Raw genomic sequence first — 25,091 nt, 5'->3', positions numbered from 1 at the left:
AAATCTAATCCCGAAGTTTCGGGACTTCAATCTTAAATCTAAAATTGATTTAGTATCTGTAGTACTCTGGTTTGAATGGACCTTCTACCGGAACACCAATATAAGCAGCCTGATCGTCACGTAGAGTTTCCAATTCAACGCCTAATTTAGCTAAGTGTAAAGCAGCCACTTTTTCATCTAAATGTTTTGGTAACATATAAACGTCATTGTTGTAAGCAGCGCTGTTTTTCCATAATTCGATTTGAGCCAGAGTCTGGTTGGTGAATGAGTTACTCATTACAAAACTTGGGTGACCTGTAGCACAACCAAGGTTTACCAAACGGCCTTCAGCCAAAATGATGATATCTTTTCCGGCGATAGTATATTTGTCAACCTGAGGTTTGATTTCGATTTTAGATGCACCGTGGTTTTTGTTTAACCAGGCCATATCAATTTCGTTATCAAAGTGTCCGATGTTACAAACAACAGTTTTGTCTTTCATTTGCTCGAAGTGCTCTCCAAGAACGATATCTTTATTTCCTGTAGTGGTAATGATGATATCAGCATTAGCAATTACAGTATTTAATTTTTTAACTTCGTAACCATCCATTGCAGCCTGTAAAGCACAAATTGGATCGATTTCAGTAACCGTTACAATAGATCCCGCACCTCTGAAAGAAGCAGCAGTTCCTTTTCCAACATCACCGTATCCGCAAACGATCACTCTTTTTCCGGCTAACATTAAATCAGTTGCACGACGTACAGCATCTACAGCAGATTCTTTACAACCGTATTTGTTATCAAATTTAGATTTAGTAACAGAATCGTTAATGTTGATTGCAGGCATTGGTAAAGTTCCGGCTTTAACTCTTTCGTAAAGTCTGTGAACACCAGTTGTAGTTTCTTCAGACAATCCTTTGATTCCAGGAACCAATTCCGGGAAACGGTCAATAACCATGTTAGTTAAATCTCCACCGTCATCCAAAATCATGTTCAATGGTTTTCTGTCTTCACCAAAGAATAATGTTTGCTCAATACACCAGTCAAATGACTCTTCGTCAAGACCTTTCCAGGCATACACCTGAATTCCGGCAGCAGCAATAGCAGCGGCAGCCTGATCCTGAGTAGAGAAAATGTTACAAGAAGACCAGGTAACTTCAGCACCAAGAGCAATTAAAGTTTCAATCAAAACTGCAGTCTGAATCGTCATGTGTAAACATCCGGCAATACGAGCACCTGCAAGAGGTTGTTCGTTTTTATATTCAGCACGAAGCGCCATTAAACCTGGCATTTCAGCTTCAGCCAGTTCAATTTCTTTTCTTCCCCAAGCCGCTAGAGAAATGTCTTTTACTTTGAAAGCCACAAAAGGCGTAGTTGTAGTACTCATTTATAGTATATTTGTATTGTAAAATTTTTGCAAATTTACGTAATAACTTTAGAATTTTTACTATCTTATGTAAGAATTGTGAAATGTTTAATTTCTTAATCTTTAGAACATTAGTTTGTAAAATGTTTTTAACCGTATAAGTGATCTAAGTTCATTTAAAAAAGGCTCTCTATAACAAACTTAATTGCTAATTGCTTAAATTTACTAATACATTTTTTCAGAGAACAAATTATATTTACTCACATCACTTATATGGTTTAAACCACGAAGCCATAATTCATAATTACAAAAGCATGCCTTTATTTCAGACCATACAGTTTAACGAAACCACTAAAATTTTAATTTGGGAAACAACGGAATCTTTTGAAGAGTTAACAGCTAAAGTTGTTTTAAAAGAAAAAACGCAGCAAAGGCTGAACGGAATGAAATCCCAAATGCATCAGCGTGCTTTTCTGAGCGTTCGGATGCTGATTCAGGAAATGGGTTTTACGGATCATGATTTGCATTATGACGAGTTTGGAAAACCCTATTTCGATTGCCATAATTATATTTCGATTACACATTCGTATCATTTTGCAGCGATCATCATCAGTCATGAAACGGTTGGAATTGATATGGAATTACAACGGGAAAAAATTATTCGCATTGCCGATAAATTTACCGATTTCGAATGCGATTACTTAAAACCTGATTCCATTGAAGAATATGTAAAAAAACTCACCGTAATCTGGGGAGCTAAAGAAGCCATTTTTAAAATCAGAAACGAAAAAGGCATTAGCTTTAAGGATCATATTAAGGTTGAAGATTTCTCTTTAAACAAAAACCAGACAGAAGCGAGCCTTCATTTTGATGATCTCATTAAAGATTTTGATGTGCATTATAAAGAAATCAAATCGGATAATTTTGAAGGAAAGTTTACTTTGGTGTATGCTTTTGAGAAGTGATTTTTGAGTCACAGTTTTCAGTAAAAAAACGCCAAAGTGAGTCTTTGCGAAGAACGAAGCAATCTCACTTTGCCAAATTACCCGCAATTGACAAAGTTAAGTGTTTGCCTCCGCCATTTTTTTACGATGCTCAAACATACTCACAAACAGAAAAGTTCCCATTTTTCTGGCGCGTCTTTTTAGTGTTTCGACATTTTCGCCTTCAAAGTGTTCTTCTAAAGTCTGAAACCAATAGTTAAGCCAGATTCCAAATTCATTTGAGGTGATTTTTCCATCAAAACGTGCATCAACTTCATTGTGTACTTCATGTGGATTGCCTTTGTATTTTTTTACGGCAAATAAATTCGTTTCCCAAAAATCGGTTAGCTTTTCCAGATGTGCATCCCAATCCTGGATTATTGTATTAAAATAAAAGCCGATTTCTTCATCGGCTCTTATCTTAGCATAAAACTGATGTACTAAAAAAGAAACATCAGCTCTGTTTTCTATTTGTTTTTTCACAGAATAAAATTATTTAAAACAATTAATGATACACTTAAAAATGCACTTAGAATTAAAAGATTAAAAACGATTTTGTGTTTCATTTGTGCCAATATTGAAGTATTTACAAAAATACAGGCTAAGACAACAATTGCCAGTTGCGTCATTTGAAGAATAGAAGTTCCATTTGCCAGAACGTACATTGCGGCAGCGCCTCCTAAACAGCTCTGACCAATTACAGCCATTGCAGCAGAACCCATATAACTTTTATTGAAATTTTCGAATGTTGTTTGATATAGTGTCATGATATTGAGATTTTTATACCACAAAGATACGCTCACAATACCGCTGCGTTTTATGACTTAAATCATAAAACGGGAACTTTTTTATCGGTATACTTTTCTGTTTATGATCTTCAAAACACCTTTTTTTTCCAATGTTTTAATAGTCCGAATAACGGTTTCTACACGCAATCCCGTTAAATCTCCAATCTGCTGCCTTGTAAAATTGATGAGGTAGCCGTTTGCATCTTTCTTAAAATTAAAATAGGCTATTCCGTGATCAATAAGTTTCAAAACACGATGTTCGGGTTCCTGAGTAGACATTTCGGCTGCCATAACCGATTTATAATAGAGTCGCTGGGCTAAATTTTCGATTATTTTAATGCTTATTGCCGGGTTCTCCTCCAGTAATTTCATGAAGTTTGACCTGGGAAGGCAAAGAATCTGAGATTCTTCAACAGCCACAGCACTTGCAGGATACTTTTGATTTAAGAATAAGGGTGGTTCTCCAAAAGATTGCTCTTTGTAGAAAATTCCCTGAATAAATTCGCGTCCGTCATCATTGTAATTGTTCATTTTGATTTCACCTGACACAATCTGATAATAATGGGTTGGTAGTTTTCCTTCTTCAAAAACAGTTGCTGTTTTTTCGTAAAATTTCTTTGAGGCACCATATTTTTCTAAAAGATCGGCAGCAATCATAATTTGTTTCTTAGGTTGTCAAAAGCGTTACGCAAATATAATTCATTCAAAATAGTTCTTGTGCATTAAAAAACTTTTACTTTTACGCCCGATTATGAGACAAAAAATACCGAATATTTACCAGCAAATTATCCAGGCCAAGATTGATGGGCGAAAACTGCTTGCTATTCTTTTGGATCCGGATAAAATTGTTTGGGAAAATTTAGAGGCTCTTTTGTTTAAAATAAACCAGTCACCTGCAACTCATATTTTTGTGGGAGGAAGTATTGTCCAGACTACTATTTTAGAAGAATTAATGACGGAATTGAAACAAAAAACGAACTTGCCCGTTGTTATATTTCCGGGAGATCCGTCACAAATTTCAGCTCAGGCTGATGCTATTTTGTTCTTGTCCTTATTGTCTGGCAGAAACGCTGATTATTTGATAGAATATCAGGTGCAGGCGGCACCTATTTTGAAGAAAACAAACCTCGAAGTCCTGTCAACAGGATATATTTTAATAGAAAGTGGTAATGAAACGGCTGTAGCCAGAGTGAGTAAAACACAGCCTCTGGATCGTAAGGATTTGGATCTGGTTTTGGCAACGGCACTGGCTGGCGAAATGTTGGGAAATAAATTAGTCTATCTCGAAGCCGGAAGCGGAGCAAAAAAAGCTGTTCCGTTAGAAATGATTGAGTTGATTGCGCAAAATATTGAAATTCCGATAATTGTTGGCGGAGGAATTGTAGATTTGCAGGGAATTCAAAAAGCATATAATGCAGGTGCAGATTTAGTAGTGATTGGAACTGCTTTTGAAAATAATAGCCACTTTTTTGAAGCATAAAGAGTTACACAACAACCAAAATAACCTGCTATAATGATTGATTTTTTTCTCGACAGTTATAAAAATGCTCCTGTATGGCATATTGTTTTAGAGTTTCTGGTTTTTGTGTGCGGAATTTTAAGTGTCTGGTTTGCGAAGAAAGAAAATATCTGGGTATATCCAACGGGTTTAGTTGCTACGGTAATCTCCGTGTATCTTTTATATGTTGCAGGTTATATTGGAGATATGATCATAAATGGATATTTTTCTATCATGAGCATTTATGGCTGGTATGTTTGGGCAAAAGGCGGAACAGTTGAAGAAAATCTGCCTATTACACGAACTAATTTTAATGAAAAAATAATCGGGATTATACTGTTCTTTGTAACTGTTTTTGTAGTCTTCGGGATTTATAAATATTTTAATTACGAAATCAAAAATGACAATTATGTAGATATGGTTTCTTCAGGAATATTTTTTGCAGGAATGTGGTACATGGCCAGAAAAAAAATCGAAAACTGGACACTTTGGATCATTGGTGATATTATTGTAGTACCTCTTTACGCTCATCGTGGCTTAGGGATGCTGTCACTTCAATATTTAATTTTTACAATTTTGGCTATTTCAGCTTATTTAGAATGGAGAAAAATCTTAGACAGCAAAAAACAGCTATCATAAAAATTGCTTTGTTTGGCCCTGAAAGTACAGGTAAAACGACATTAGCAAAACAGCTTGCAGAGTATTATGAAACCGAATGGGTTCCGGAATTTGCACGTGATTATTTGCAGGAAAAATGGGAAGAGAATCAGCATATATGTGTAGTTGATGATATGATGCCGATTGCTTACGGACAGGTTGCATTAGAAAATCAAAAACTTTCTTCGGCAAAGAAATATTTGTTTTGTGATACCAATCTTATGGTTACCAAAGTTTTTTCCGAAATGTATTACGGGCTTTGCGATCCGCTTCTGAACGAAGCTTCACTTGAACATGATTATGATTTGTTTTTTCTTACCGATATAGATGTGCCCTGGGAAAAAGATGACATCAGAGATACTCCTGACGGAAGGGAAACGGTGTTTTCCGTCTTTAAACAAACCTTAATCAATGCCAAAAAGCCGTTTATTACGCTTTCAGGAAATAAAGAAAATCGATTGGCAAAAGCTACCGCTATTATCAATACTCTTACGATAGCCAAAGAAAAAGGTTTCTCATCTGCCGATTTTGTTGAGATTTATGAACATGGAATTCCTTTTGAAAAAATAGTAAAACAATTAGAGATTTTTAAAAATGGAATTGCAAAGAGTAATTTAATAAGTCCGGCAACTATTAACAACGGAATTTTAAGCCTGACAGAAAGCGATTTTGAACAAAAAGCTGCTTTTTTTGATCTTCAGAAGGAGAGTTTAAAACTGAAAAAATTTGTTCCGGCTTCGGGAGCTGCCAGCAGAATGTTTAAGTTTTTAACTGCTTTTCTGAACGATTTCGATATTCAGACAGAAACTATCAATGCCTATATCAATAGAAAAAAAGACAGCAATTTGTCTATTTTTATCGTAGCTATGGATAAATTTCCGTTTTTTGAAGCTTTAGATAAAAAACTTAGAGAAGTATATCCTGATTTTGAAACTCTGGATAGGGATTATAAAAATTACTATTTTATAAAATTGCTTTTATCACCTGATTCCTTTGATTTTGCAAACAAGCCAAAAGCAGTTTTACCATTTCATCAGTATAAAACGCATATTGCCATTCCGATTGAAGAGCATTTAAACGAATGTGTGCATTACGCTACGGCAAATCAAATTTCGAATTTGCATTTTACCGTATCGGAAGCGCATCAAAGCCTGTTTGAAAAAGCTATTGAAGTTGTTAAAGAAAAAGTAGAAAAGGATTCCGGTACGCTGATAAATATCGGTTACTCCTATCAAAATAAAAGCACAGATTCCATCACTGTTGATGCTAAAAATAAAATTGTACGAGATAAAGAAGAATCATTGATTTTCAGACCTGGCGGACATGGTGCCTTGATTGAAAATTTAAATGAACTGGATGCAGATATTATCTTTATAAAAAATATTGACAATGTAATTCAGAATCATATTGATAAAATTACGCTCTATAAAAAAGCTTTAGCCGGGATTTTAATCGAAATTCAGAAAAAAATCTTCGGTTACCTGAACGCCATTGAAAGGCAGGAAATCCAGGAAGATCATATCGACGAGATTGTTCGTTTTTTGACTAAAAAGCTTAATATTCAAATGACTAAAGATTTTAATAAGTTTACTTTCGAGAATAAAATTATTAAAATTAAAGGACTATTGAACAGGCCAATCAGAGTTTGCGGCATGGTTAAAAATGAAGGAGAACCAGGTGGAGGACCGTTTTGGGTGATGAATGAGAAAGGGAAAATTTCGCTTCAGATTGTAGAAACATCGCAAGTCGATTTAACTAATCAAAAGCAACTCGGAATCTTATCGGCAGCCACACATTTTAATCCGGTAGATTTAGTTTGCGGAATAAAGAATTATAAAAACACAAAATTCGATCTGAATGAATTTGTTGACTCCAAAGCAGGTTTTATTGTAGAAAAAAGTGTTGACGGAAAAACGGTAAAGAGTTATGAATTACCGGGATTATGGAATGGTGCAATGGCAAATTGGCTAACTATTTTTGTAGCGGTTCCGCTGATAACTTTTAATCCTGTAAAGACAGTAAACGATTTGTTAAAACCAGCACATCAGCCACAATAATGGATACCGAAAAAATCATATCAGAATTAAGTTTTAAGGCCGTTAGAAGCAGTGGAGCAGGAGGGCAAAATGTAAACAAAGTATCTTCAAAAGTGGTATTGACTTTTGATCTGAATACTTCTCAGGCTTTATCTGACGAGGAAAAATTGCTTTTACTAACTAATATCTCGTCACGCTTAACTTCTGAAAACAGCTTAATTTTAAATTGCGACGAAGACAGAAGTCAGCTTAAAAATAAGGATATTGTCATAAAACGTTTTTTAGAAATCATCAAAAAAGGATTATTCGTTCCAAAAATTCGTAAAGCAACCAAGATCCCGAAATCGGTGATTAAAAAACGAATCAAAGACAAAAAGAATATTTCTGAGATAAAACAATCCCGCAGAAAGCCGAATTTGGATTAAATTCCAATTTATAAGTTCCAAATTCCAATAAAAATTCATCTAAAATGGTTTTTGGAATTTGGAATTTTCATTTTTGGGAGTTTAATTTTTAAACACTACATTTGCCTCGTCTCAAAGGGGTGCTCTAAATAACGAGCTGAGATCATACCCAAAGAACCTGAGCGAGTAATGTCGCTAAGGGAAAAAACGACAAATTTTAGCGTGTATACTATACTTTGTCGTGAAACAATTTTATTAATTTAACAAAAAGAATAATTCCCCCTTTTATTCGTAATTTTTTACGGATGAAAACTATTATTAAAAGTACTGAGGTACTAAGTTACAAAGGTTCTAAGGTTCAAAATGTAGCCGGAACCAAATCTATTTTCTATTTTCTATTTTCTATTTTTTCAACTCTTTTTTCTTTTGCGCAGGAACAAGATTCAACCAAAGTCAACAAGCTTGATGATGTGTTAGTTTCAGCTGTTCGTGTTACTACAAAAACACCAGTTTCCTTTAGTAATATGGACAAAAAGGAAATTAAATTCAGAAATCTGGGTCAGGATATTCCAATTCTTATGAATTATTTGCCGTCGGTAGTTACAACTTCGGATGCCGGAAATGGCATGGGATATACCGGGATACGCGTACGTGGAAGCGATGCTACAAGGGTTAATGTTACGATTAATGGAATTCCGTACAATGATGCAGAAAGTCAGGGTACGTTTTGGGTAAATATGCCCGATTTTGCTTCTTCAGTCGAGAGCCTGCAATTACAGCGTGGTGTTGGGACTTCAACTAACGGATCCGGAGCTTTTGGGGCGAGTTTAAACATGTTGACCGATAATTACGCTTCTAAACCTACCGGTGAAATTTCAAATTCTTTCGGGAGTTTCAATTCCCGTAAACATACCGTAAAGTTTAGTACAGGTTTGTTAAACGATCATTTTGAAATTGCCGGACGTTTGTCTGCATTAAAATCTGATGGCTATGTTGACAGAGCAAGTTCTGATTTAAAGTCCTATTTCCTACAGGCCACCTATGTAGGTAAAACCACTTTGATTAAAGCCTTGGTTTTTGGAGGAACAGAAAAAACATACCAGTCCTGGAACGGAATTGATGCCGAAACATTAAACAATAACCGGACTTACAATTCGGCAGGAAAGTTTACCGATGAGGCTGGTAATATTCGATTTTATGATAACGAAACGGATAACTACAAACAAGATCATTACCAATTGCATTGGAGCGAATCGTTTTCGGATAAATGGAGTACGAATCTGGCTCTGCATTATACAAAGGGGCTTGGGTATTACGAAAATTATAAATTTGATGAACCTGTTGAAGGCTATGGAGCAATCCTGCCGACTAAAATGGTTGAAAATAGTAATGGAGAATTGGTTCCGGGAACCGATTTAATTCGTCAGAAATGGCTGGACAATGATTTTTACGGAACGACTTTCTCTGTAAAATATAAAGATGAAAAACTGGATGTTATTTTTGGCGGAGGCTGGAATAAATATGAAGGAGATCATTTCGGAAAAGTAATCTGGGCCAGAAATGCTTCACAAACAGAACTGGAAGATCATTATTATGACGATTTTTCAACAAAGACAGATGGGAATATTTTCGCAAAGGCAAATTATCAATTCACCGAAAAATTAAGTTTCTACGGAGATTTACAATACAGAAGGGTAACGTATAAAGCGAATAGTTATGAAACAGGTATTGTAGATGATGCATTTAATTTCTTTAATCCAAAAGCAGGATTAAATTATGAAATCAATCCAAAAAACACTTTATATTTCTCTTACGCAAGAGCCAATCGTGAACCAAACAGAACAGATTACGAAGGAGGGAATGTAAAACCGGAGAAATTAAACGATTTTGAATTAGGCTGGAGGTTCAATTCCGAGAAATTTCAATTGAATTCGAATTTCTACTATATGGGCTACAAAGATCAGTTGATTCTAACAGGAAGATTAGACGATGTTGGTTCTCCGATTCGTTCTAATAGCGAAAAAAGCTATCGTTTAGGTCTTGAAGTTGATGCTACAATTGTGCTTTCGGAAAAAATAATACTGCGTCCTAACTTTACTTTAAGCAATAATAAAAATGTAGATCTGGCTGTTGAAGGGCAGAATTACGGAACAAAAGACATCGCTTATTCTCCGTCGGTTATTGCGGGAAATATTATTGTCTATAGTCCGATTGAGAGCTTGCATCTTTCCTTATTGCAGAAATTTGTCGGGGAACAATACATGAATAATATCGAATTACCGGAAGCTAAACTGGCTGATTATTTTGTAAATGATTTGAATGTATCTTATGAAATAAAACCAAAAACAGTATTCAAATCCATTATGGTAACGGGTTTGCTAAATAACTTTTTAGACAAACAATATGTTTCAAACGGAGCCATGTATGATGTGTATCCGTACTATTACCCTCAGGCCGGAATTAATTTCCTTCTGGGATTGACGTTGAAATTCTAAAATAAAAAAGCCTGAAAATTTAAAACTTTCAGGCTTTTTTTATTAGTTATAAACGCGAATTACCAATCCGGCAACGTCTACTTTATATTGTTTTAGCGGATATTCTTTTCCTCCGAGACCGGTAAATAAACTATATTCTGTTTTATCACAGGAACAAACAGCATTAATGCCTTTAATTGTCATTGCAACGCAGGAAGATAATTCCTGATTTGGACATGCTGCATCGAAAGCAGTATAACCACTGCCGGTATTAAAAATAATAATCCCTTTTGCTCCAAAACCAGATACTATAACGCCATTGCTTGCATATTTAAGATCTGAATAAGCGGGCAGACTCATATTTACAGATAAATTTACAGTATAATTGGGTATGTAAGGATTATTATTACTACGTTCCTTATCGCTACAAGATAAAAACAGCGAAGTTAATACGATGAAGAGCCAGATTTTTTTCATTATTTTAATATGAATTAGTGAAACAAAATTAAATTATTTAGATTTGAATTCTATATGATTAACATATAATTATGTACTATAAAAAATAATAGTATATTTGTAATAAGAAATCCCGTCCTGATGGGATTTTTTGTATTTATATAAACGATGAAGTTATGAGTAAAGTATCTTATTATACAGCAGAAGGATTAAAAAAATTAAAAGATGAGTTGGAGCATTTAAAAAGTGTAATGCGTCCAAAGGCATCTCAGGATATAGCGGAAGCAAGAGACAAAGGCGATTTATCTGAAAATGCAGAATATGATGCAGCTAAAGAAGCTCAGGGATTATTAGAAATGAGAATTGCTAAGATGGAAGAAGTATATTCAAACGCCAGATTAATAGACGAATCACAATTAGATGTTTCTAAAGCATTGGTACTTTCGAATGTTAAAATCAAGAACCAAAGCAACGGAATGGAAATGAAATATACATTGGTTGCAGAAAGTGAAGCAGATCTTAAAACCGGAAAAATCTCGGTAACGTCTCCTATTGGAAAAGGTTTACTGGGGAAATCGGTTGGAGAAGTAGCTGAAATCACGGTGCCAAACGGAGTTTTGAAATTCGAAATCCTTGAAATTTCAAGGGACTAAGTCATTGCGACGAACCAAGCAATCTCACTATTAAGATTTTTAAAAATAAACAATGTCAACAATATTTACCAAAATAGTCAACGGAGAAATCCCGGCATATAAAATAGCTGAAGACGATAATTATCTTGCTTTTTTAGACGTAAATCCAAATGCAAAAGGGCATACGCTTTGTATTCCAAAACAGGAAATCAATAAGATTTTTGATATGGATGACGAACTGTATTTGGGGTTAATGCAATTTTCTAAGAAAATAGCCATTGCTTTAGAAAAAACAGTTCCCTGCAAAAGAGTCGGAATGGCCGTTGTAGGTCTGGAAGTTCCTCATGCTCACGTACATTTAATTCCGTTGAATGAAATGGATGAAATGCGTTTTCAAAATAAAGTATCACTTTCTAAAGAAGAATTTGAAGCGCTGGCCAAAAGTATTCAGGCGAATTTGTAAAACATAAAGAGGCTTCGACTTCGCTCAGTCTGACATTCGAACAGAAATAAAAAAGTGCAGTAAAATTATTTTTGCTGCACTTTTTTATTTAACTGAATCTGAAAAGTAGTGCCTTTTCCTATTTCAGAATGCAAAACTTTTATCTTTCCGTTATGGTATTCCTCTACAATTCTTTTCGTTAGCGAAAGTCCGAGTCCCCAGCCGCGTTTTTTGGTGGTGTAACCGGGCTCAAAGATGGTTTTGAACTGATTCTTCGGAATTCCCGTACCCGAATCTTTTACAATGATTTTTATATGGTGTGTATCCTGTTCAATCTTAAGGTCCAGGGTGCCTTTTCCTTTCATGGCATCAATTGCATTTTTTACCAGATTCTCTATGGTCCAGCTGTGTAATATTGGATTGATCATCACAAAAATTGCTTCTTTCGGAACATGATGCGAAAAAGCAACCTGTTTAGAAAAACGGGATTGTAAATACTCATAACTATTTAAGGTCTCGGTAACGATATCATGAAGCTCCAGTACCGGAACAGATCCGATTTTCGAAAAACGATCCGTAATGGTCTGCAGGCGGTCCACATCTTTTTCGATCTCTACAGTGATCGACTGATCGATTTCCTCCGTTTTTAAAATTTCAATCCAGCCAATTAACGAAGACAACGGAGTACCGATCTGATGTGCCGTTTCTTTTGCCATTCCCGCCCAAAGTTTATTTTGAATCGCCATTTTGGTGCTTTTGTAAAAATTATAGATTAAAGCGCCAAACAAAAAGATAATCAGCAATAAAGCAATCGGATAATATTTAAGTTTATTCAGTAAGGCCGAATTGCCATAATACAATTTCTGATATTTTCCGGGAGCATATTCAAAAACGATAGGTTCGTTTTCGTTTTGCAGGCTGTTCAAAAACGACATTGATTTTTTTTCGTCCAGTAAGATGGCTTCAGGAACATTCCGGGCCGTTAGAATCTTGTCGTACATCGTCAGGATTACCGGAATAGAAGTGTTGTTGCTGGAAATCTGAAGTGGAAGTTCCAGATCTGTATTCTCATCAGCGTTAATTAAAGCAATCTGTGCGTTCGCCAGTAACTTCATTTTTATCCTTTCTTCATTTTTGAAAATTTGAAAAAAGGTATAAGTATTCCAGAGAATCAGGGAAATGATTAAAAAGGAGATGCTGATAATAACCCAACGGGTAGTATTTCTTCGGTCAGAAAAAAACATATCTTAAATTTTGAGGTATAAATATAACGAAATAAACACATTTAATATTTCGTGAGCTGCGAAAGATTTTTGTTTTTAAGTCTAAAACTATTTCTTAGTCAGTAACGATTTCTATACTTTTGTAGTTACCGAAAAGAGATTCGGTTAAAAAGGAAAATATGATCAGCATTAACCCAAAAGAAATTCCGACCGCAAAATTGCATGGTTATCTGCAGAGTGCCGTCGGACCGAGACCTATTGCTTTTGCAAGTACAATTAGTGCAAAAGGAATTCCGAATTTGTCACCGTTCAGTTTCTTTAATGTGTTTAGTGCCAATCCGCCAATCCTGATTTTTTCGCCTGCACGACGCGTCCGGGACAATACGGTCAAACATACGCTGATCAATGCCGAAGCGACCCGTGAAGTAGTAATCAATGTGGTTAATTATGATTTGGTACAGCAGACTTCTTTAGCCAGTACCGAATACGGAGAGGGTGTAAATGAATTTATCAAGGCAGGTTTAACACAAATCCCTTCAGATCTGGTAAAGCCCTATCGCGTAAAAGAATCTCCGGTACAATTTGAGTGTAAAATCACGCAGATTATTCCGTTGGGAACCGAAGGAGGAGCTGGAAACCTGATTCTTTGCGAAGTCGTAAAAATCCACATTCACGAGGCTGTTCTGGATGAAAATGGAGCCATCGACCAACATAAAATTGATTTGGTTTCTAGATTGGGAAATAATTGGTATTCAAGGTCAAACCTGGGACTTTTTGAAGTGCCAAAACCACTTACAACCTTAGGGGTTGGAGTAGATGTCATTCCGAATTTTATCAGGGAAAGTCACGTTTTTGACGGAAATGATCTTGGAAAACTAGGAAATATTGAGGCCTTGCCTACAAAGGAAGAAGTTAGTATATTTGTGAAAGAAAATTTTTCAGTCAAAGGAGTTCTAAGCTCCGATGATCAGGAAAAAATACATTTAGAGGCCAAGAAGTATCTCAACAATGATGATATTGTATCTGCCTGGAAAGTACTTTTAGCAAAAAAATAAGAAAAGAATCAATAATTAATATAAACGAAGATGGAAGTTACAGGAAAAGTAAAAGTGGTTAACCCGGAGCAACAAGTTAGTGCCTCATTCAAAAAAAGAGAATTAGTTGTTACTACTGATGAACAATATCCACAACATATTTTAATCGAATTTACACAAGATAAATGCGATTTGTTAAGTAGCTATAAGCAAGGAGAGGCAGTAAAAGTTTCTATCAATTTAAGAGGAAGAGAATGGGTTAATCCACAAGGAGAAACCAGATATTTCAATAGTATTCAAGGTTGGAGAATTGAAAGAGCAGGTGCTGAAGCTCCTTCACAAGCTCCGCCAATGCCTGCTGCAGAAGCTTTTGCTCCGGCTACAAACGTAAACGACGACGAACCGGACGATTTGCCGTTCTAAAAGTTTAAATTACAAAAATTATAAATTCCAAATTCCAAATCAATAACGTATTTGGAATTTGGAATTTTGTTTTTGCATATATTTTGTGTCATTTCGACCGAAGGGAGAAATCACATAAAAGTTGGAATTTGGAATTTCAATATTGGAATTCCCCTTTTAATTTTATTGGAATTTTTTAAAAATGTATTATTTATCCGAAGCGTTATTTTTTCCGCCAGTTTCAGAAACCGATGAAGAAGGAATTCTAGCTATTGGCGGCGATTTGAGTCCGGAACGTTTGCAATTAGCATACAAAAGCGGTATTTTTCCGTGGTTTAACGAAGGAGAGCCCATTCTTTGGTGGTCGCCCGATCCCAGAATGGTTTTGTTTTTGGATGAATTGAATGTGTCCAAAAGCATGCGGAATATTTTGAATAGAAATCAGTTTAAAGTTAGTTTTAATCAAAATTTCAAGGAGGTGATTTCGAATTGCCAGAAAATAAAACGGAACGATCAGGACGGAACGTGGATTTCCAATGAAATGATTGAGGCATACTGCAAGCTTCACGAAAGCGGAATCGCAAAATCGGTTGAGGTTTGGCAGGACGAAGTTTTAGTTGGAGGTTTGTACGGAATTGATCTGGGAAATGTTTTCTGCGGAGAAAGTATGTTCTCAAAAGTATCCAATGCCTCAAAAGTTGCTTTTATTGCTTTGGTTGAGCATTTAAGAAAAAATAATTATAAACTTTTGGATTGCCAGGTTTATAATCCGCATTTGGAAAGTTTAGGCTGTTGCGAAATTGACCGCTCAGCATTTATGTCTATTTTAAAAAGTGAGTAAGATGAGTACAATTCATGTGGTAAAAGAAATTTATATTTATCCGGTAAAAAGCCTGGCCGGAATTAGCTGCCAGGAAGCTCTGGCAGAAGAAATGGGTTTCGAAAACGATCGAAGATGGATGTTACTTGATGCTGAAAATCAAATGATAACACAACGGGAACACCGAATCATGAGCCAGTTTTATCCGCAGATTTCAGATGGAAAAATCAGCATTGTTTTTCGAGACCATAAACATGAATTTTCAATAGACGAGCATTTAAGCATTCCAATCGAAACGACGGTCTGGGAGGATAAAAGCGAAGTTGTTGAAGTGAATAAAACAACTTCAGAATGGTTTAGCAAACATTTAGGTTTTGAGTGTAAGTTGGTCAAAATCATGAAAATTGGAGGCCGTAAACATGAAAGCTCAAGGCTCAAAGAAATCTTCAACGTTAGCCTTGCGGATGGCTATCCTTATTTATTGGTGGGATCAGAAAGCCTGGATTTTTTAAATGAAAAATTAAAAGATAAAATCACTGTTTTAAGATTTCGCCCGAACATTGTCATCAGCTCAAAAACAGCTCATGAAGAAGATGACTTTGATACTTTTAAAATCGGAAAAGTTCAATTTAAAAATGTAAAACCCTGCGGAAGATGTATTATGGTCAATAACGATCCGCAGAATGGAAATCTGAAAAAGGAACCTTTAAAAACTTTAAGCACGTATAGAAAAGTAGAAAATTCAGTTTTCTTCGGAACTAATATTGTAAGTTTAAATTCAGGAATTATAAGGGTTGGTGATCCAATTGTTTTTTAGAAATTCAATTTGGTAAAACTCCAGTTTAAGGTATTAAAAAGTACCAATTCATTTTTTAAAGAAGGTAATTCCAGGATTACTTTTAAAGTTTCGTGTGCCATCATAGTACCGATAATTCCAGGTAAAGTTCCCAGAACTCCATTCATATTACAATTTGGAACATCTTTGGGATCGGGCATTTCAGGAAACAAATCGCGTAAATTTTTGCTTCCTTTATGATTGAAAACAGCAAGTTGTCCGTCAAATTTTAAAATGCTTCCATACACCAGCGTTTTCTTTAAACTGACACAAGTATCATTTACTAAATAACGCGTTTTGAAATTATCGGAACCATCAATAATAATGTCATAATACTGAATAAGCTCAGAGGCGTTTTCCGGAGTTATTTTCTCTTCAATAGCGATAACCTGAATTAACGGATTTAGTTTCTCCAACACTTTTTTGGCAGTCGAAGCTTTGGGCAGACCAATCTCATTTTCGGTATATAAAATCTGACGGTGAAGATTATGAATTTCGATGGTGTCAAAATCTACGATACCTATTGTTCCGACTCCTGCGGTTGATAAATATTGTAAAACCGGACAGCCCAATCCGCCCGCACCAATAACCAATACGCTTGCTTTTTTGATTTTTCCCTGTCCTTCATCTCCAATTTCAGGAAGTATAGTTTGTCTGTTGTAGCGTAAAAATTCTTGTATAATGCTCATTTTAAAGGGAAGTGTGAGGTTGTGAAAAGTGAGATGTGAAATGTGAAAAGTGAGATGTCTCTAAATTTTGATAGTGGGATTAAATGTTCTGTCCCAATCTTTCCAGACGGGTTCGTAGCCTGAATTTTTTATAATTTGGGCGATTTCTTTGGCGGAACGCTCATCACTGATTTCAAATTGTTCCAGTGATTGCGGGTCAACCACATAACCACCCGGATTCGTTTTAGAACCGGCACTCATACTAGTTGTCCCAATCGGAATAATATTATTTCTGAATTTTTCGTTTTCACGTGTAGAAATTGAAATTTCCAGATCTTCATTCCACAAACGGTACGCACAGATCAGCTGTGTTAAATCTTTATCATCCATAATAAAATTAGGTTCGATAATTCCTTCGGCAGGACGTAATCTCGGAAATGAAACGGAATATTTAGTTTGCCAGTATTTCTTCTGAAGGTAGTCGATATGTAAGGCATTAAAAAAGCTATCCGTTCGCCAGTCTTCCAGCCCTAACAAAACACCCAAGCCCATTTTGTGAATCCCCGCGGTTCCTATTCTGTCGGGAGTTTCCAGACGAAAATCAAAATTTGATTTTTTGCCTTTGGTATGGTACTTTTTATACACTTCCTGATGATAGGTTTCCTGATAAACCAAAATCGAATAAACACCCGCTTCATGCAGACGCTCGTATTCTTCTGTTGAAAGGGGCTGAACTTCTGCCGAAATAATCGAAAATTGTTCTTTGATTTGGGTAATTGCATTCAGGAAATAATTAATATTAACGGTATAGTTAGCCTCGCCCGTAACCAGTAAAACATGGTCAAAACCCGCTGCTTTTAAAGCTTGGGTTTCCAGCTTAATTTCTTCGTCAGAGAGCGTTTTTCGCTTGATTTTATTATCGAGACTAAAGCCACAATAGGTACAGATATTCTGACATTCATTGCTTAAATACAAAGGTGCGTACATCTGAATTGTTTTACCAAAGCGTTTCTTCGTCAGCTCATGGCACTCTTGGGCCATTCGCTCCAGATAAGGTTGTGCCGCAGGAGAAATCAAAGCTAAAAAATCATCCAGATTTCGTTTGGTTTTTGCCAAAGAACGTTCTACGTCTTTTGACGAGGTTTGATATATTTTAGATTGAATGGAATCCCAGTCATACTGGCCAAAAACCGATTTAAATGTTTTCATTGGGCTTGTTTTTTTTCTCGCAGATTTGGCAGATTAAATTTTGTTTACTACTCGATGTATATTGTCTAGAATATTGATACAATTAAAATTGACTAATAATCCCAATTTTTTATTTGTTAGTTTTAAATAAGTATTTAATTGTTTAAAATGAAGAGATTTTAATTCTTCAACTGATTTCAACTCCACAATTACTTTGTTCTCAACTAGTAAATCCAATCGGAAGCTAATATCTAATTCTACATCATCATATCTAACGGGTAAATTAATTTGTTTAGTTGTGCTTAATCCATCTTTATTTAATTGATAATATAGAGCGCTTTCGTAAACTGATTCTAATAGTCCAGGACCTAATGTGTTGTATACTGTAAAAATAGCTCCTCTTACTTTATATGAAATTTCATTTTCTGACATAATTATGATTTGAATTTTTAAATCAAATATAACGAAATTTCTTACTTTTTTGTTTGAAAATGTTTTCTCGTAGATTTGGCAGATTTATTTGAATTTAAACGTGTCAAAATAATCTGCGCAATCTGCCAAATCTACGAGAGAGACCAAAAATCAGTCATATAAAAAAGACGTCAAAGGACTAGAAGCAATGGCATGATTTTGTTGATTTGCAAGTTTAGCCTCAAAAGCCTTTCTCCCGGCGATTACAGCTTCTTTAAAAGCTTCCGCCATTAACTTCGGATTTCCGGCGACAGCAATTGCTGTATTGACCAAAACAGCATCAGCACCTAATTCCATTGCTTTTGCAGCATCAGACGGAGAGCCAATTCCCGCATCAATAATGACAGGAACATTGCTTTGCTCGATGATTATTTCGAGGAAATCGATAGTTTTGAGTCCTTTATTACTGCCAATTGGAGACCCTAAAGGCATTACGGCTGCAGTTCCGGCGTTTTCTAAATGTTTGCACAAAACAGGATCGGCATGAATGTAGGGAAGAACAATGAAACTTAGTTTTGCTAATTCTTCTGTTGCTTTTAAAGTTTCAATCGCATCCGGCATGAGGTATTTGGGATCCGGATGTATTTCGAGTTTCAGCCAGTTCGTTTCTAGGGCCTCGCGGGCTAATTGAGCGGCAAAAATGGCTTCTTTGGCATTTCTTGCGCCTGATGTATTGGGTAACAGATTAATTCCCGGATGTTTCAAATGTGCTAAAATAGCATCCGTTTCGGTTTCTAAATCAATTCGTTTTAAGGCAACCGTTACCAATTCGCTTTGAGAAGCCAAAATTGCTTCTTCCATTTCTAAATTAGAACCAAACTTTCCGGTTCCTAAAAACAGGCGTGAGGTTAAGGTTTTATCACCAATTTTAAATAACGACGTTTGCATATAATTTTTCGTTTAATTGTTGAATGAGTTTTTCTTTCTGATCAGTTTTGGTAAGTATTCCGGAAACAGCAATTCCATGGAGTCCAATTTCCATCAGTTGATCGATATCTTCAGAGGTCACTCCGCCAATGGCATAAACCGGAATGTCAAGGTGGTTTTCTTTTAATTTTTGAAGAATTGCATGATACCCTTCAAAACCTAAAATCGGACTTAATTTTTCTTTTGTTGTTGTAAAGCGCAGTGGCCCCAAACCAATATAGTCACAGCCATTTTTAATGTGATTCTGAATATCTTCAAATGTATTGGCAGTTGCCCCGATGATTTTGGTATTTCCAAGAATGGCTCTCGCTTCTTCAATTTTAGTATCAAGGAGCCCTAAATGTACACCGTCAGCAGCAATTTGTTGTGCGAGATATACATTGTCGTTTACAATGAAATTGGCCAGGTATTCTTCGCATAAAAATTTTACTGCTTCCGCCAAAGCAAAACAGTTTCTCGCACTTTGATTTTTGAAACGCATTTGGATCCAGTCACATCCACTGTCCAGTGCATCATGAATGTTATACAACTGCTTTTCAATTGTATTTCCCTGCGAAATGTATTGTAGTTTATGGTACATAATGATAGCCAATTAAAGTTGGTGTTGAACTGAGGTATTTTTCTATGTAAATTTTAGCGTTTTTACAAGCCTCTTCGTGGGTCTGACTTAAGGCAAGATTTGAGGCAATCGCTGCCGATAGCACACAGCCTGAACCATGTTTTTCGAAGCATTTTTTTTCAGAAGGCAGTAATGTTATTATTTCATCTTTAAGAAACAGATAATCGGTTCCGGTTTTCGCTTCGTTATGTCCTCCTTTTACTAAAACAGCTGTTGGTATTTCGTTTTTATTCTGAAAATCTTCCGATAAAAAGTCCGGAAATAATAGCGCTGCTTCCTTGTAATTGGGTGTAATCAGATCAATTTGAGATAAGATTTTATAAAGATTCAAATCAGCTGTGATTTTAAGGAACTCAAATTGAGTTGTTGATTTTAAAACCGGGTCCCAGACAATTTTTGTGGTTGAAGAGGCAAGTTTTATGGCTGAAACAATTCGGCTTAAATAATGTAAATCCGGAGTAATTCCGATTTTCACGGCTTTGATTTTATAGTTTTGAAATAAGGTCTCCACAGACCGGATAACAAAACTTAAATCAGTCCATTGAATGTCATAAAACTGATTTTCGGTCTGAAGTGTATTCGCTGTCGAAATGGCAAAACCGCTGACCTGATGCTGTTCGAAAGTTTTAATATCAGCTAAAACTCCTGCACCACCGGTCGGGTCAAAACCTGCTATAGAGAGTGCGTATGGACGATTTTCTGGCATAATTTAAATTGGTTTACAGGATTTTTATGATTCCAGATCGCTCCTAAAAGGGCAATGTCATCAAAGCCGTTTTTAAGTACTTTTTGAATGTTTTCTGGATGAATTCCACCTAAGGCAACAATTTTTGTTTTGAAATTTGTTCTTGATTTCAAAGCTTCAAAAAGATCAGTTTCGGATGCATAATTTTGTTTCGAAATACTTTTAAAAACAGGACTTAAAAAAGCATATTCAAAATTCGGATTCAATGCATTAAAAGCTTCAATTGAATGCACAGAAGTTGAAATTATTTTGTTCTCTGATGAAATTTCCGAAGTCTTTTTTCTTTCTTTTTCGGAAAAATGAATCCTGTCAATTCCAAAATCTGCTGCAATTTGATGGTGATTGTGTAATACCAATTTAGATCTGAACTCCTGTTTGATCTGATGAATGAATTTTGCCATTTCAATTTCAGAAAATTCAGGTTTTCGAACATGAAATAGACCTAATCCTTCCTCAAAAAGAGAATTGATCAGGTTGATTTCATTTGCAATAGCAGAAGGATTGGTAATAACAATCATAGCCTGATTTATTTCTTTAATCTTTACTCTTTTCTGTATTTTCTTTCTCAGATATAAATCTCTTTCCCCTGCTCAATAAACTCTTCTGATTTTTCCTGCATACCTTTTTCGGCAGCAGCAACGTCACGGATTTCCTGAGAGATTTTCATGGAGCAGAATTTCGGACCGCACATCGAGCAGAAATGTGCAATTTTAGCACCCTCGGCCGGAAGTGTTTCATCATGAAATTCTCTTGCCGTATCCGGATCCAGCGATAAATTAAACTGATCTTCCCAACGGAATTCAAAACGGGCTTTACTTAAAGCATTATCCCGATACTGAGCACCCGGATGTCCTTTGGCAAGGTCTGCGGCATGTGCCGAAATTTTATAGGTGATGACACCGTCTTTTACATCTTTTTTATTGGGCAGGCCTAAATGCTCTTTTGGAGTCACGTAACAAAGCATTGCACAGCCGTACCATCCAATCATAGCTGCTCCGATTGCAGAGGTAATATGATCGTATCCCGGCGCAATATCTGTTGTTAACGGGCCGAGTGTGTAAAACGGAGCTTCATTGCAGTGTTCTAACTGTTTGTCCATGTTCTCTTTAATCATGTGCATGGGCACGTGACCCGGACCTTCTATGAAAACCTGTACATCATGTTTCCAGGCAATCTTAGCTAATTCTCCAAGTGTTTCCAATTCGGCAAATTGCGCAGCATCATTGGCATCAGCAATAGAACCCGGACGCAAACCGTCTCCAAGGGAAAAAGCGACATCGTATTGTTTCATGATTTCGCAGATTTCCTCAAAATGGGTGTATAAAAAATTCTCTTTATGATGAAACAGACACCACTTCGCCATAATCGATCCTCCGCGGGAAACAATTCCGGTAACGCGATCAGCAGTTAAGTGAATGTAACGCAATAAAACGCCGGCATGAATCGTGAAATAAGAAACGCCTTGTTCTGCCTGTTCGATTAAGGTATCGCGGAAAACTTCCCAGGTTAAATCTTCGGCGATGCCTTTTACTTTTTCCAAAGCCTGATAAATGGGCACCGTTCCGATGGGTACGGGGGAGTTGCGGATAATCCATTCTCTGGTTTCATGAATGTTTTTTCCTGTCGATAAATCCATGATGGTGTCTGCTCCCCAACGGCAGGCCCAAACGGCTTTTTCGACCTCTTCTTCGATGCTTGAGGTCACAGCGCTATTGCCAATGTTCGCATTTATTTTTACAAGGAAATTGCGGCCCACAATCATGGGTTCGCTTTCAGGGTGATTGATATTATTTGGAATAATAGCGCGTCCGATAGCCACTTCACTGCGGACAAATTCCGGTGTAATTTTACTTTTGGGTGTATTTGCTCCAAAACTATGACCTGCATGCTGGCATTGCATGGCTTTGGTTTGTTCGTTTAAAAGTTCAATTCGCTGATTTTCTCGAATGGCGATATATTCCATTTCAGGAGTAATAATTCCTTGTTTGGCATAATAAAGCTGTGTGACATTAGCCCCTTTTTTTGCTCTTTTTGGCTGATGCAGGTATTCGAATCTTAAATGATCAAGATTCTCATCTTTTAAACGCATTTGCCCGTAATCGGAAGTTATTTCAGATAAGATTTCTACATCTTTTCGGTCTAAAATCCATTCTTCTCTTAATCGGGGCAACCCTTTTCGAATGTCGATTGTGATGTTTGGATCTGTGTAAGCACCAGATGTGTCGTAAATAGTTACAGGCGGATTTTTTTCTGTCCCGCCGTTTGAAAGCCTTGTATCGCTTAAAATTACTTCACGCATTGCCACTTTTATCGGATGTATTTCTCCGCTGATGTATATTTTTTGAGAATTTGGAAAGGGTGTTCTGGATATTTGTTCTTCGTTCGTCATAGCTTTTTTATGTAAGAGGTGTGTTGTGAAATGTGAAAGGATTTGTTACAAAGTAAAATTGGAATTTGGAATTTATCCCAAACCCTCAAGATTGGAATTTAACTTTTATCCACCCTGGGTTGCTGAAATAATTAGAATCTCGTCTGTTTCCTGAATAAGGTGTGAATTCCAGTGTAGTTTTGGAATTACGGTGCTGTTGACCGCCACGGCGATTCCGTTTTGTTTGTTTGGAATTTCGAGATCGAGCAATGCCTGAACGCTAAGTGTTTCAGCATTGAATTTTTTGATTTGTTGGTTGATTTTTAGTTCCATTCCTTTTGAGTTTAGTATATAATAATACTTTAGGAATGGCTACAATTGCGCACAAAAATGCGCGAAGAAGTCATCTTACTTTTCCCTACGCTAGTATGAACTAGATCAGGTTCAGAGGGTAAAATCTCAGCCTGCAATGTTGCAGACACCCCTAAAGTGTGAAGCAAATGTAAGGAAAAAAAGTTTTCAGTCGCAGTTTTTAGCCGCAGTTTTCAGATTTTCATAAAACTGAAAACTGGAAACCCGCAAAGAGACTGAAACTGCGACTGAGAAAGGGGACTTGCAAACAGACTGAAAACTGCGAGTGAAGACAGTCTACTAAGTCCTTGTCCAGCAGTCCTCAACGTGATCGTTGACCATGCCCGTAGCCTGCATATGAGCATAAATAACCGTTGAACCTACGAATTTGAAGCCTCTTTTTTTTAAATCTTTACTGATTTCATCGGAGAGTGGAGTAGTAGCAGGAACATCCTTTGATGTCTTCGGATTGTTTATGATTGGTTTTCCATTGGTGAATTTCCAGATATAGTCAGAGAAACTTCCAAATTCTTCCTGTACTTTTATAAAAGCCTGAGCGTTTGAAATGGTAGCTCGAATTTTAAGCCTGTTGCGGATAATTCCGGTATCGAGTAATAAAGATTCAATTTTATCTTCCGGATAATGGGCTATTTTTTTATAATCGAAATCATCAAAAGCAGTCCTGAAATTTTCTCTTTTATTTAAAATGGTAATCCAGCTCAAACCTGCCTGAAAAGTTTCCAGAATTAAAAATTCGAATAATGAGGCATCGTCATATACCGGAACGCCCCATTCTTCGTCATGGTATTTTTTGTATAAATCACTGGCGGAACACCAGCCGCATCGAATAGGCTCCATTTTTTATTTCAAATATAAAGAATCTCAATTAGTAAGTTTGAGATTTATAAATCTATTTTGTAGCTGCTACAAGTTGTAGTTTAAAACTTTAAGGTTTGATAAAGTAAAAGATTGTAAAAATTAAAATCCAGCTTATAATCTGATCACTTATTCGAATTTTGTCCGGATTCGATAAATCGATAATGACATTTTGTGAAAATTCAAGATTTACATTTATTAAATTTTGTTTTACGGTGTACTTATAATTGTACTTCTCTAAAAAAAATTAAATCGCCGTACTCTTTATCATGATGTTTTTTTGTGTAAAAATCACATGCTCAATACAAAATCGCGCCTGATTAGGTTTTTGTTTCCCCTTTATACTTTTTTAAATATTACTAATTCTGAAACCGTTTCTTTTTCGATTTGAGATATAATTCTAATTTTTAAAGTAGTATTATTTAGTATTATGATTTCAGAATCTGCTGGCTCCAGTTCTTCTATGTTATTTTTTATAAGAGAAAGAGTTGATCCGTTTTTTGTGTATTTCCCACTGTCTTCTAAAGTAATACACTTTCCGTTTTCTTTTCTAAATAGGATCACTTTATAGGTTCCGTCAGAAAGAAACTCCATATAATCTTTGCCGCATTCAACTACGTTAATCCGGTCTGTTAAAATTTCTTGACCGATACTCCCAATTCCATATTGTGAGAATTCCCATTTACCAACAATTGATGCATTGTTGTCATTATCACTGTCGTTGCTGCAGCTTGTAAAAGTTAATCCTAGTGCTGTTATAAATAAAAATAAAATGGTTAGTTGTTTCATTGTGGTTTTAAATAATTTTTAGAAATATATTTTTATGATTATTAAGAATATTAATGTGAT

The 25,091-nt window shown here is 36.0% G+C and carries 29 protein-coding genes and 1 riboswitch; of the genes, 12 read left to right on the top strand and 17 right to left on the bottom strand.

Annotated elements, in window-relative coordinates; all coding sequences use genetic code 11:
- Positions 1 to 49 precede the first annotated feature (49 nt).
- On the bottom strand, positions 50 to 1,366 hold the full coding sequence (gene ahcY / locus HAV12_RS21050) for an adenosylhomocysteinase (protein ID WP_171571325.1): 1,317 nt from the start codon (positions 1,364 to 1,366) through the stop codon (positions 50 to 52).
- 293 nt (positions 1,367 to 1,659) lie between these two features.
- Between ahcY and HAV12_RS21045 the strand changes: the two genes are divergently transcribed.
- Positions 1,660 to 2,310 (top strand): 4'-phosphopantetheinyl transferase superfamily protein, encoded by a 651-nt coding sequence (locus HAV12_RS21045; protein WP_171571324.1) that lies wholly within the window; start codon positions 1,660 to 1,662, stop codon positions 2,308 to 2,310.
- A gap of 96 nt (positions 2,311 to 2,406) precedes the next feature.
- On the opposite strand, the gene HAV12_RS21040 is transcribed toward HAV12_RS21045, so the two are convergent.
- The 3 genes from HAV12_RS21040 to HAV12_RS21030 all read right to left on the bottom strand — a co-directional run bounded on the left by HAV12_RS21040 (position 2,407) and on the right by HAV12_RS21030 (position 3,773).
- The gene (locus tag HAV12_RS21040) at positions 2,407 to 2,811 is read right to left on the bottom strand and encodes a group III truncated hemoglobin (protein WP_171571323.1); all 405 of its coding nucleotides are present in this window, start codon (positions 2,809 to 2,811) and stop codon (positions 2,407 to 2,409) included.
- Positions 2,808 to 3,095, bottom strand: coding sequence for a hypothetical protein (locus tag HAV12_RS21035; protein ID WP_132031762.1), 288 nt, complete (start codon positions 3,093 to 3,095; stop codon positions 2,808 to 2,810). The genes HAV12_RS21040 and HAV12_RS21035 overlap by 4 nt, the downstream gene beginning before the upstream one ends.
- Before the next feature lie 81 nt (positions 3,096 to 3,176).
- Positions 3,177 to 3,773 (bottom strand): Crp/Fnr family transcriptional regulator, encoded by a 597-nt coding sequence (locus tag HAV12_RS21030; protein ID WP_171571322.1) that lies wholly within the window; start codon positions 3,771 to 3,773, stop codon positions 3,177 to 3,179.
- 94 nt (positions 3,774 to 3,867) lie between these two features.
- Here HAV12_RS21030 and HAV12_RS21025 point away from each other — a divergent pair, with 94 nt between their 5' ends.
- The 5 genes from HAV12_RS21025 (at position 3,868) to HAV12_RS21005 (ending at position 10,206) form a co-directional block, all read left to right on the top strand.
- Positions 3,868 to 4,596 (top strand): geranylgeranylglyceryl/heptaprenylglyceryl phosphate synthase, encoded by a 729-nt coding sequence (locus HAV12_RS21025; protein ID WP_171571321.1) that lies wholly within the window; start codon positions 3,868 to 3,870, stop codon positions 4,594 to 4,596.
- A 33-nt stretch (positions 4,597 to 4,629) separates the two neighbouring features.
- Entirely contained in the window at positions 4,630 to 5,253 is a 624-nt protein-coding gene (pnuC, locus tag HAV12_RS21020; protein WP_171571320.1) for a nicotinamide riboside transporter PnuC, read from the top strand.
- Complete coding sequence (locus tag HAV12_RS21015) at positions 5,214 to 7,328, top strand: DUF4301 family protein (RefSeq protein ID WP_171571319.1); 2,115 nt, start codon at positions 5,214 to 5,216, stop codon at positions 7,326 to 7,328. The genes pnuC and HAV12_RS21015 overlap by 40 nt, the downstream gene beginning before the upstream one ends.
- Entirely contained in the window at positions 7,328 to 7,732 is a 405-nt protein-coding gene (gene arfB, locus HAV12_RS21010; protein ID WP_171571318.1) for an alternative ribosome rescue aminoacyl-tRNA hydrolase ArfB, read from the top strand. Before HAV12_RS21015 ends, arfB begins: the two co-directional genes overlap by 1 nt.
- A gap of 284 nt (positions 7,733 to 8,016) precedes the next feature.
- Positions 8,017 to 10,206 (top strand): TonB-dependent receptor, encoded by a 2,190-nt coding sequence (locus tag HAV12_RS21005; protein WP_171571317.1) that lies wholly within the window; start codon positions 8,017 to 8,019, stop codon positions 10,204 to 10,206.
- A 42-nt stretch (positions 10,207 to 10,248) separates the two neighbouring features.
- Here HAV12_RS21005 and HAV12_RS21000 read toward each other — a convergent pair whose 3' ends face one another.
- A complete protein-coding gene (locus tag HAV12_RS21000) occupies positions 10,249 to 10,662 on the bottom strand; it encodes a hypothetical protein (protein ID WP_132031744.1) in 414 nt (137 codons plus the stop codon).
- Between the two features lie 155 nt (positions 10,663 to 10,817).
- Between HAV12_RS21000 and greA the strand changes: the two genes are divergently transcribed.
- Both greA and HAV12_RS20990 read left to right on the top strand, forming a co-directional pair.
- Complete coding sequence (gene greA, locus HAV12_RS20995) at positions 10,818 to 11,294, top strand: transcription elongation factor GreA (protein ID WP_056190394.1); 477 nt, start codon at positions 10,818 to 10,820, stop codon at positions 11,292 to 11,294.
- A 52-nt stretch (positions 11,295 to 11,346) separates the two neighbouring features.
- Complete coding sequence (locus HAV12_RS20990) at positions 11,347 to 11,736, top strand: HIT family protein (RefSeq protein ID WP_132031742.1); 390 nt, start codon at positions 11,347 to 11,349, stop codon at positions 11,734 to 11,736.
- A gap of 65 nt (positions 11,737 to 11,801) precedes the next feature.
- On the opposite strand, the gene HAV12_RS20985 is transcribed toward HAV12_RS20990, so the two are convergent.
- Positions 11,802 to 12,959, bottom strand: a complete 1,158-nt coding sequence (locus HAV12_RS20985; protein WP_171571316.1) for a PAS domain-containing sensor histidine kinase — start codon at positions 12,957 to 12,959, stop codon at positions 11,802 to 11,804.
- Between the two features lie 158 nt (positions 12,960 to 13,117).
- Here HAV12_RS20985 and HAV12_RS20980 point away from each other — a divergent pair, with 158 nt between their 5' ends.
- From HAV12_RS20980 to HAV12_RS20965, 4 genes are all read left to right on the top strand, one after another.
- On the top strand, positions 13,118 to 13,993 hold the full coding sequence (locus tag HAV12_RS20980; protein ID WP_171571315.1) for a flavin reductase family protein: 876 nt from the start codon (positions 13,118 to 13,120) through the stop codon (positions 13,991 to 13,993).
- A gap of 30 nt (positions 13,994 to 14,023) precedes the next feature.
- Positions 14,024 to 14,395 (top strand): DUF3127 domain-containing protein, encoded by a 372-nt coding sequence (locus tag HAV12_RS20975; RefSeq protein ID WP_132031736.1) that lies wholly within the window; start codon positions 14,024 to 14,026, stop codon positions 14,393 to 14,395.
- Between the two features lie 181 nt (positions 14,396 to 14,576).
- Positions 14,577 to 15,215 (top strand): leucyl/phenylalanyl-tRNA--protein transferase, encoded by a 639-nt coding sequence (gene aat / locus HAV12_RS20970; protein WP_171571314.1) that lies wholly within the window; start codon positions 14,577 to 14,579, stop codon positions 15,213 to 15,215.
- A 1-nt stretch (position 15,216) separates the two neighbouring features.
- Complete coding sequence (locus HAV12_RS20965; RefSeq protein ID WP_171571313.1) at positions 15,217 to 16,011, top strand: MOSC domain-containing protein; 795 nt, start codon at positions 15,217 to 15,219, stop codon at positions 16,009 to 16,011.
- Here HAV12_RS20965 and HAV12_RS20960 read toward each other — a convergent pair.
- From HAV12_RS20960 to HAV12_RS20910, 11 genes are all read right to left on the bottom strand, one after another.
- On the bottom strand, positions 16,008 to 16,718 hold the full coding sequence (locus HAV12_RS20960; RefSeq protein WP_171571312.1) for a HesA/MoeB/ThiF family protein: 711 nt from the start codon (positions 16,716 to 16,718) through the stop codon (positions 16,008 to 16,010). The two genes, HAV12_RS20965 and HAV12_RS20960, sit on opposite strands and share 4 nt — an antisense overlap.
- 60 nt (positions 16,719 to 16,778) lie before the next feature.
- On the bottom strand, positions 16,779 to 17,906 hold the full coding sequence (thiH, locus tag HAV12_RS20955; protein WP_171571311.1) for a 2-iminoacetate synthase ThiH: 1,128 nt from the start codon (positions 17,904 to 17,906) through the stop codon (positions 16,779 to 16,781).
- 33 nt (positions 17,907 to 17,939) lie between these two features.
- Positions 17,940 to 18,317 carry a GxxExxY protein gene (locus tag HAV12_RS20950; RefSeq protein WP_171571310.1) on the bottom strand — a complete coding sequence of 126 codons (378 nt, stop codon included), beginning with the start codon at positions 18,315 to 18,317 and terminating at the stop codon, positions 17,940 to 17,942.
- Positions 18,318 to 18,467: 150 nt separating this feature from the next.
- Positions 18,468 to 19,244: a thiazole synthase gene (locus HAV12_RS20945; protein ID WP_171571309.1), complete on the bottom strand. Its 777-nt coding sequence runs from the start codon at positions 19,242 to 19,244 to the stop codon at positions 18,468 to 18,470.
- Positions 19,225 to 19,863: a thiamine phosphate synthase gene (locus HAV12_RS20940; protein ID WP_171571308.1), complete on the bottom strand. Its 639-nt coding sequence runs from the start codon at positions 19,861 to 19,863 to the stop codon at positions 19,225 to 19,227. Before HAV12_RS20940 ends, HAV12_RS20945 begins: the two co-directional genes overlap by 20 nt.
- Positions 19,853 to 20,608, bottom strand: coding sequence for a hydroxymethylpyrimidine/phosphomethylpyrimidine kinase (locus HAV12_RS20935; RefSeq protein ID WP_171571307.1), 756 nt, complete (start codon positions 20,606 to 20,608; stop codon positions 19,853 to 19,855). Before HAV12_RS20935 ends, HAV12_RS20940 begins: the two co-directional genes overlap by 11 nt.
- Complete coding sequence (locus tag HAV12_RS20930; protein ID WP_171571306.1) at positions 20,575 to 21,165, bottom strand: thiamine phosphate synthase; 591 nt, start codon at positions 21,163 to 21,165, stop codon at positions 20,575 to 20,577. The genes HAV12_RS20935 and HAV12_RS20930 overlap by 34 nt, the downstream gene beginning before the upstream one ends.
- 47 nt (positions 21,166 to 21,212) lie before the next feature.
- Positions 21,213 to 23,036, bottom strand: a complete 1,824-nt coding sequence (gene thiC / locus HAV12_RS20925; protein ID WP_132031716.1) for a phosphomethylpyrimidine synthase ThiC — start codon at positions 23,034 to 23,036, stop codon at positions 21,213 to 21,215.
- Between the two features lie 105 nt (positions 23,037 to 23,141).
- Entirely contained in the window at positions 23,142 to 23,348 is a 207-nt protein-coding gene (gene thiS / locus HAV12_RS20920; protein WP_171571305.1) for a sulfur carrier protein ThiS, read from the bottom strand.
- 65 nt (positions 23,349 to 23,413) lie between these two features.
- Positions 23,414 to 23,511: riboswitch (TPP riboswitch) on the bottom strand.
- Between the two features lie 155 nt (positions 23,512 to 23,666).
- Complete coding sequence (locus tag HAV12_RS20915; protein WP_171571304.1) at positions 23,667 to 24,224, bottom strand: DNA-3-methyladenine glycosylase I; 558 nt, start codon at positions 24,222 to 24,224, stop codon at positions 23,667 to 23,669.
- A 357-nt stretch (positions 24,225 to 24,581) separates the two neighbouring features.
- Positions 24,582 to 25,031, bottom strand: a complete 450-nt coding sequence (locus HAV12_RS20910; RefSeq protein ID WP_171571303.1) for a lipocalin family protein — start codon at positions 25,029 to 25,031, stop codon at positions 24,582 to 24,584.
- Positions 25,032 to 25,091 lie beyond the last annotated feature (60 nt).

Origin of the sequence: Flavobacterium sp. CLA17, from assembly GCF_013112255.2 — a bacterium.
GTDB classification, from domain to species: Bacteria; Bacteroidota; Bacteroidia; order Flavobacteriales; family Flavobacteriaceae; genus Flavobacterium; species Flavobacterium circumlabens.
The sequence above is the reverse complement of the archived record's forward strand: the minus strand, read 5'-3'. Positions and strand labels throughout refer to the sequence as shown.

What these genes read in the sequence shown, in the direction of transcription:
- ahcY (WP_171571325.1), bottom strand. Translation starts at nt 1,366, where the DNA reads ATGAGTACTACAACTACGCCTTTTGTGGCTTTCAAAGTAAAAGACATT.
- HAV12_RS21045 (WP_171571324.1), top strand. Translation starts at nt 1,660, where the DNA reads ATGCCTTTATTTCAGACCATACAGTTTAACGAAACCACTAAAATTTTA.
- HAV12_RS21035 (WP_132031762.1), bottom strand. Translation starts at nt 3,095, where the DNA reads ATGACACTATATCAAACAACATTCGAAAATTTCAATAAAAGTTATATG.
- HAV12_RS21030 (WP_171571322.1), bottom strand. Translation starts at nt 3,773, where the DNA reads ATGATTGCTGCCGATCTTTTAGAAAAATATGGTGCCTCAAAGAAATTT.
- HAV12_RS21025 (WP_171571321.1), top strand. Translation starts at nt 3,868, where the DNA reads ATGAGACAAAAAATACCGAATATTTACCAGCAAATTATCCAGGCCAAG.
- pnuC (WP_171571320.1), top strand. Translation starts at nt 4,630, where the DNA reads ATGATTGATTTTTTTCTCGACAGTTATAAAAATGCTCCTGTATGGCAT.
- HAV12_RS21015 (WP_171571319.1), top strand. Translation starts at nt 5,214, where the DNA reads ATGGAGAAAAATCTTAGACAGCAAAAAACAGCTATCATAAAAATTGCT.
- arfB (WP_171571318.1), top strand. Translation starts at nt 7,328, where the DNA reads ATGGATACCGAAAAAATCATATCAGAATTAAGTTTTAAGGCCGTTAGA.
- HAV12_RS21005 (WP_171571317.1), top strand. Translation starts at nt 8,017, where the DNA reads ATGAAAACTATTATTAAAAGTACTGAGGTACTAAGTTACAAAGGTTCT.
- HAV12_RS21000 (WP_132031744.1), bottom strand. Translation starts at nt 10,662, where the DNA reads ATGAAAAAAATCTGGCTCTTCATCGTATTAACTTCGCTGTTTTTATCT.
- greA (WP_056190394.1), top strand. Translation starts at nt 10,818, where the DNA reads ATGAGTAAAGTATCTTATTATACAGCAGAAGGATTAAAAAAATTAAAA.
- HAV12_RS20990 (WP_132031742.1), top strand. Translation starts at nt 11,347, where the DNA reads ATGTCAACAATATTTACCAAAATAGTCAACGGAGAAATCCCGGCATAT.
- HAV12_RS20985 (WP_171571316.1), bottom strand. Translation starts at nt 12,959, where the DNA reads ATGTTTTTTTCTGACCGAAGAAATACTACCCGTTGGGTTATTATCAGC.
- HAV12_RS20980 (WP_171571315.1), top strand. Translation starts at nt 13,118, where the DNA reads ATGATCAGCATTAACCCAAAAGAAATTCCGACCGCAAAATTGCATGGT.
- HAV12_RS20975 (WP_132031736.1), top strand. Translation starts at nt 14,024, where the DNA reads ATGGAAGTTACAGGAAAAGTAAAAGTGGTTAACCCGGAGCAACAAGTT.
- aat (WP_171571314.1), top strand. Translation starts at nt 14,577, where the DNA reads ATGTATTATTTATCCGAAGCGTTATTTTTTCCGCCAGTTTCAGAAACC.
- HAV12_RS20965 (WP_171571313.1), top strand. Translation starts at nt 15,217, where the DNA reads ATGAGTACAATTCATGTGGTAAAAGAAATTTATATTTATCCGGTAAAA.
- HAV12_RS20960 (WP_171571312.1), bottom strand. Translation starts at nt 16,718, where the DNA reads ATGAGCATTATACAAGAATTTTTACGCTACAACAGACAAACTATACTT.
- thiH (WP_171571311.1), bottom strand. Translation starts at nt 17,906, where the DNA reads ATGAAAACATTTAAATCGGTTTTTGGCCAGTATGACTGGGATTCCATT.
- HAV12_RS20950 (WP_171571310.1), bottom strand. Translation starts at nt 18,317, where the DNA reads ATGTCAGAAAATGAAATTTCATATAAAGTAAGAGGAGCTATTTTTACA.
- HAV12_RS20945 (WP_171571309.1), bottom strand. Translation starts at nt 19,244, where the DNA reads ATGCAAACGTCGTTATTTAAAATTGGTGATAAAACCTTAACCTCACGC.
- HAV12_RS20940 (WP_171571308.1), bottom strand. Translation starts at nt 19,863, where the DNA reads ATGTACCATAAACTACAATACATTTCGCAGGGAAATACAATTGAAAAG.
- HAV12_RS20935 (WP_171571307.1), bottom strand. Translation starts at nt 20,608, where the DNA reads ATGCCAGAAAATCGTCCATACGCACTCTCTATAGCAGGTTTTGACCCG.
- HAV12_RS20930 (WP_171571306.1), bottom strand. Translation starts at nt 21,165, where the DNA reads ATGATTGTTATTACCAATCCTTCTGCTATTGCAAATGAAATCAACCTG.
- thiC (WP_132031716.1), bottom strand. Translation starts at nt 23,036, where the DNA reads ATGACGAACGAAGAACAAATATCCAGAACACCCTTTCCAAATTCTCAA.
- thiS (WP_171571305.1), bottom strand. Translation starts at nt 23,348, where the DNA reads ATGGAACTAAAAATCAACCAACAAATCAAAAAATTCAATGCTGAAACA.
- HAV12_RS20915 (WP_171571304.1), bottom strand. Translation starts at nt 24,224, where the DNA reads ATGGAGCCTATTCGATGCGGCTGGTGTTCCGCCAGTGATTTATACAAA.
- HAV12_RS20910 (WP_171571303.1), bottom strand. Translation starts at nt 25,031, where the DNA reads ATGAAACAACTAACCATTTTATTTTTATTTATAACAGCACTAGGATTA.